The organism is Microbulbifer thermotolerans, from assembly GCF_900112305.1.
GTDB lineage: Bacteria > Pseudomonadota > Gammaproteobacteria > Pseudomonadales > Cellvibrionaceae > Microbulbifer > Microbulbifer thermotolerans.
In genome coordinates this window covers 1-5475 of the sequence record NZ_FOKT01000020.1, presented here as the reverse complement: position 1 = coordinate 5475, position 5475 = coordinate 1, and the positions used below count along the sequence as shown (strand labels likewise).

Genomic DNA, 5475 nt, shown 5'->3' with positions numbered 1-5475 from the left:
CGTAGATTTCGGCAATGTGTGTGCGGATGTCCTGGTAGCTGTTACCGAGGGCAAACAGAGCGATCACTTTGCGCTCCAGTTCGTCGGTAAGCTGCGTCTGATGCTTTTTGACGATCTGCGGTTCGAAGGTGCCGGCACGGTCCCGCGGCGTATCCAGTTCAAAGCTGCCAGCGGAGCTCTTCATGGTCTTAGATGTATGGCCATTCTTTCGGTTGGGCTTGTCCTCGCTTGCGAGGTGCTCCTCCAACTCCGCCCGCATGGCCGCTTCGGTAAGCTGTTTGATCAGTGGGGTCAGGATGCCGTCTTTGCCACTGAGGTCTTTGCCCTCACGCAGTGCCTTGATGGTGGCATCCATATCGAAGGTAGGTTTGGTCATGGGTCATCTCTTTTTTGTTAATGGTAAAGAAATGACACAGAATTCTGAACACTACCGAAAAAAGCCCGGCGTTATATGCGAATCGAATCATGAGAAAACTTCAAATATTATTGGTAATATTCTTCTTGGTGGGGTGCGATACATTTTATGGTATCAGTCAGCAGTCTAATCCATTTTCTCCATTTCCGAATATGCAGTGTGTTCTAGACTCGGCTGGGGCTATTGATGGTGTTTCATATTTAGAATATTCAACATAAGAAGGAGGTCGTGTTGTTTCTTTGAGTGGAATAAAGCAGCCTGAAATTGTTCATAGATTTAGGTATATATACAAAGAAATAGAAGGTGATTTCTATTTCGTCCAAAGTTATAACGACAAGGCCACATTCGGTCACTCTTACGGTGGCTTAAACTGGAAACCAGCACAAGAGAATATAGATAATATCTATCCATTTTTCAGTACACTAGAAGATAAGCTGCGTAAAGACTGTAATTTTAAAAGTATGCATGTGCGTAACTACTGTTCTGGTGTAAAATGCCCAAGCATATAACAATCGCTTGCAGGATGACGCCAAAACCTACGCGTTTTTGTGTCACTAGCTGCGCTCAAACATTAACACAAAAAACACTCCGGATTCGGCGCAGCTGAAGCGGGCGTTATGTGTCGAGAGGTGCATTCATGATAATCGATAAATTTGATAGAAATGAAAATCCTGATTGGGACCCAGATGTACTTGTAGAGGTAACATTTACCGAGAAAGCTGTAGCGGTAAAAAATGGTTATCGACCAAATTACAAAGTAAATGGAGATTACCTCACAAGTACACATCATTGGTTTATCGAAACTGGTAAAGCTGAACCTAATCAGCCAACTAAAGCATTCGTTAAACTAATCACTCCAGAAGCATACTCAAACTGTCTTGATAAAGGTATGGTCATTGAAGTTGGAGAGGGATCACGAAAAATAGGTACGGCTAAAGTTATTGAGATATACAATGTGCAATTACAAAAAAACACATAGCAAGCTGCATGGCTAACAAAGCAAAGCAGTCTGACGGCTTTTCCGTTCTTTGTTTTACGGTTTAACGCTACGCTACCGCAAAACAATCCACTACAAAGCCGCAGCTGCTTGCGGCGTTAGGCGATTAAAATTGAATAGGTGGGAAATAGTGAAAACACAATATTACACAGCCACAAGTCTTGATGGATTCCTCGCGACCGAAGAAGATTCTCTTGATTGGCTTTTTCCTCTTGGAGATATAAATAGCTCTAGCTATCCTGGGTTCATATCCGAAGTTGGGGCCTTGGCTATGGGATCATCAACTTATGAGTGGATAGTGCGTAATGCAGAACAGGTTGCTAAAGAGACAGGTTCTCCATGGCCCTATGACAAGCCTGCCTGGGTATTCTCAAGTCGTAAGCTACCGGTGATTGACGGTGCAGATATCCATTTTTCAACTGGAGATGTACGTCAAGCACACGAAGAAATGAAGGTTGCCGCTAAAGATAAAAATATTTGGATCGTCGGCGGTGGTGACTTAGCTGGTCAGTTCTATGACGCGGGATTGCTTGACGAACTAATTATTCAAGTTGGTTCTGCTACTCTTGCTAAAGGTAAGCCACTTTTTCCGCGCCGTGTCTTAAGCCCTACTCTTAGTCTAATATCCGTTCAGAAAATGGGGGTAGGGATGGCGGAGCTAAGATATAAAGTAAACAATAATGGTTAGCATGAATCTGCTTAACAATGCGCTGCAGGCCGACGGATAGCTTTGTACGCTTTATGCGCGGTCGCTACGCTCCTACTATCGCGCACAAAGCGTACAAAACTATCCGCGACTGAGCGCGGCGCTAACACAATGAAAGCACTGATAGCCATAATTCTCATTATTAGTTCCGCTAGGGATCAGGGTAAAATCTGCTGGACCAAGTTCTTGGATAGTGAATTAGCAAGAAACACCGGAAAAACTCAATCTCGACATTGCGCAACCGTCTGATCCCGGCATATGAAAATAATGGGGTAAAAGGAAGTTGTGTTTTGAGAAAAATTATCCGGTCGCAAACTGATTAACCTGAGCGCTTTTAGGTCATCTTCGGAGGTGCTTGTATACTGCATGGCTATACAGCATAAAATGCTGGAGCGTCAGGCGAGTTGTGAAAAATCCGTGCTAGATAGTTTTTTGTCATCGACAAAAAACCTCGGTCACTCCCTGTAATCTACCGAGTTTTAAAGTAATTTACTAAGGAGTTGCCGAGGGTTTATATCTTTTTAAGATTAAAATCAATATGCTCGTATTTTAAGGTATGGGCAGCTGTTGCTAGAAGTAATAAACAGAGTATTGCTTGAGAAGTTGTCGCTTGATGCGTAGTTTACAGTTACAGCAAGCGTTCCTGAGTTGGTCTGGTCCTGAATTTCTCCCCGGAAGTCACACTGCGTATTTTCATCACTATCCCACACCTGAAGTGTTTTCCCTAGAAGAGATTCAGGAAATACGACGCAGCTCTCTGTTCCTAGTGTAATTTCAGTTCTCACATTAATAGCTACTGCCTGACAGTTTCTTGCGGTGGAGCCAGAGGATGAGGAGCTTGATGAAGAGGAGCTGCTAGAGCTGGAAGAGCTGTTTGAACCTGTAGGGGTTCCACCGCATCCACCATCCAGCTCGTCAAAGCAAGGATAGGGGCCGTTGTTGGGTTGCTCAATAGATTCGTCAAGTGAGTAAGATATATTTTTGATTTGGTATTCTTTCCATACCAGAGTGTAGCCACCATCTAATCGGATATTGTTGGAAATATGTATAGTGGGCTCTTGCGCTCGGAAGATTCCCGCTGAAATTGGTAGATTAAATATATTGTCGTAGACATTCGAGCTTTTATGTTCACGATAGCTGTATATAGCGTGCGTAATATTGTTGTCGCCCTTATAATCCATGAAATTGTTGCGCACAAGAGCGTCGGTGCCTTTCAGGTCGACGAAGCTATCGGCCTGTGGTGAAGCAGAGGTTCCTACAATACCCCGTGCATCGATATGGTTATATTCTATGACCGTCCCAGTTGTGCCGGCTTTAACATCAATAGCCTCTGCGGTCACCCAGGGGCCGATAGCACAACCCCCTATGGTATTGTAATCACTGTTATCGGGAGGAGATTCCTGATGGCCGTTATTTGTACCAACATAAACCCCCTCGCCTGTACCTTCTTTGCCTTCTCGTTTACCTGTGTCGTGAATATAGCAATTGGTTAGCTTGTTGTGGGAGCTGCTATTGCGAAAGTGTACGGCTTCCTGACCAATGTTATAGACTTCTACATTGTCGATTATGTTGTGATTAGCTCCCTCTAGCATTATCCCTTTTTGCGCACCTGTAAATTTAAGATCTTTAATTACCCAATAGTCGCCTTCAAGTAAAAATACGTAACCTATATCAACATCGCTTCCGGCTAGGGCTTGTTTGCTGGTTCGAGAGGCGCTACGTAAAGTAATGGGAGAGCTTATAGTTCCGCTTTTATCGCTGAAGAAGTGGGCTCTTCCGTCGCCACTCGTACTTCTGTCGCCAATATAAGAGCCTGGGTGAACTACAATTTCATCACCTGGGGTGGCGTTTTTTAGCGCATTTTGGAGCTCTTCAGCGTTGTAAACCGGTAGTATTGCAGCAAAACTCCTGGGGCCGAATAGGGATGTAGCGACGATAAGCCACTTTATAGGAGTCATATATTTATGGTTTTGTATCTTCATTCAAAACCTCCAGTGTGGAGTAGCGATGTGCATGGCTTTTGATAGGGGGTATGAAGCTTATGATATATCTGTTAGCCAAGGCGGAAGACCAGATATAGGCTATTAGTACATTTTATTATTATCAATTTGGTTGAATAAATCTGTGGTTAAAATCACGTAATGCTGATTTTTTCTCGGATCAATGTGTGGGGTAATTCAATTTTTTATTCTATCGGTTAGAAAGCATTTTAGATTGAACAGGGTGTCGGTAAAGAAGTGTAGATAGAGAATGAATTGGATGTCATTGGAATCTCATTGGATTGAGTTTTTCTAATCGATTTAAGTTGTTCTCATAGCGCTCACTGTCTCGGATTTCTTGAGCCCAGCGTTTGCCGAGCTTCTCACAGGAATTGCGCACCAAGTGTGCAGCGCCAACCAAGCACTTGAAGCGGCTTTCAAAGTTACGGTTCAGGTAGAGCCAGTGTCGTGGGTCGATCTGCAGCCGTTCGAGAATCGGCGGCAGTTGCTCGTCGATTGCGCCGCACTTGTCTTCACGCAGGCAACGGCCGTTCCATTCCACCAGCTCCAGATAGTTCTGTAACTGAAACAGCAGTCCTACTGGCATAGGTTCTCGTGGGCTACCAGCGAAGGGAAAGAGCTGATGTGGCTGTTTGCCATCCCGAGCTGCCCATATGTGCCGTTGTAAGGAAGTGTGGTCTGAGGTTTCGGGCGTATCAGCCATTTTGGCCCGGATAGGGTTCAGATCTACATAGGCCATACAGGCCGCAAGGGCCCGCGCGTCGAGCAATGCCTGGGATTTGAATCTACCTTCCCAGAAGCGACCGGTGCAGCCATCCTCCCGATTGGCTTGCCGGGCAATGATTCTGCAACTACTTCCTCCAGCCGGGCCAGTTCCAACAGCCGATCGTCGATTCACTATCTCTGTTGCTCAAAACCGCGTCCTGTGTACTCATCCCTTGCACACTGAGAGAGGTGCAATGGTAGTAGGGTGTGGTTTGGGTTCATATTGCTGTATGAATTGACAGTATTTTCTATGAGGTGAGAAATGTTGCAATATGAGTGGCGTAGAAAGCGTTTTATTTTTTGGGTGTCCAGGTAGTGTTCAGAATTCTGTGTCATTTCTTTACCATTAACAAAAAAGAGATGACCTATGACCAAACCTACCTTCGATATGGATGCCGCCATCAAGGCACTGCGTGAGGGCAAAGACCTCAGTGGCAAAGACGGTATCCTGACCCCACTGATCAAACAGCTTACCGAAGCGGCCATGCGGGCGGAGCTGGAGGAGCACCTCGCAAGCGAGGACAAGCCCAACCGCAAGAATGGCCATACATCTAAGACCATGAAGAGCTCCGCTGGCAGCTTTGAACTGGAT

At 45.2% G+C, this 5475-nt stretch carries 5 protein-coding genes and 1 pseudogene; 3 read left to right on the top strand and 3 right to left on the bottom strand.

Annotated elements, in window-relative coordinates:
- On the bottom strand, positions 1–376 hold a 376-nt coding region (locus tag BM155_RS16580), incomplete at its 3' end, for a transposase (protein WP_175487822.1).
- A 676-nt stretch (positions 377–1052) separates the two neighbouring features.
- On the opposite strand from BM155_RS16580, the gene BM155_RS17200 reads away from it, so the two are divergent.
- Positions 1053–1394, top strand: a complete 342-nt coding sequence (locus tag BM155_RS17200) for a hypothetical protein (RefSeq protein WP_139223319.1) — start codon at positions 1053–1055, stop codon at positions 1392–1394.
- A 148-nt stretch (positions 1395–1542) separates the two neighbouring features.
- Positions 1543–2100, top strand: coding sequence for a dihydrofolate reductase family protein (locus BM155_RS16575; RefSeq protein WP_074904444.1), 558 nt, complete (start codon positions 1543–1545; stop codon positions 2098–2100).
- A gap of 551 nt (positions 2101–2651) precedes the next feature.
- Here the strand turns inward: BM155_RS16575 and BM155_RS16570 are convergent.
- Both BM155_RS16570 and BM155_RS17195 read right to left on the bottom strand, forming a co-directional pair.
- On the bottom strand, positions 2652–4100 hold the full coding sequence (locus tag BM155_RS16570) for a right-handed parallel beta-helix repeat-containing protein (RefSeq protein ID WP_074904441.1): 1449 nt from the start codon (positions 4098–4100) through the stop codon (positions 2652–2654).
- A 280-nt stretch (positions 4101–4380) separates the two neighbouring features.
- The gene (locus BM155_RS17195) at positions 4381–5016 is read right to left on the bottom strand and encodes a hypothetical protein (RefSeq protein WP_139223318.1); all 636 of its coding nucleotides are present in this window, start codon (positions 5014–5016) and stop codon (positions 4381–4383) included.
- 234 nt (positions 5017–5250) lie between these two features.
- Here BM155_RS17195 and BM155_RS16560 point away from each other — a divergent pair.
- Positions 5251–5475 (top strand): annotated as a pseudogene (locus BM155_RS16560) (IS256 family transposase); the annotation flags it as partial.

Coding starts and splice junctions, on each gene's coding strand:
- BM155_RS17200 (WP_139223319.1), top strand. CDS start 1,053: ATGATAATCGATAAATTTGATAGAAATGAAAATCCTGATTGGGACCCA.
- BM155_RS16570 (WP_074904441.1), bottom strand. CDS start 4,100: ATGAAGATACAAAACCATAAATATATGACTCCTATAAAGTGGCTTATC.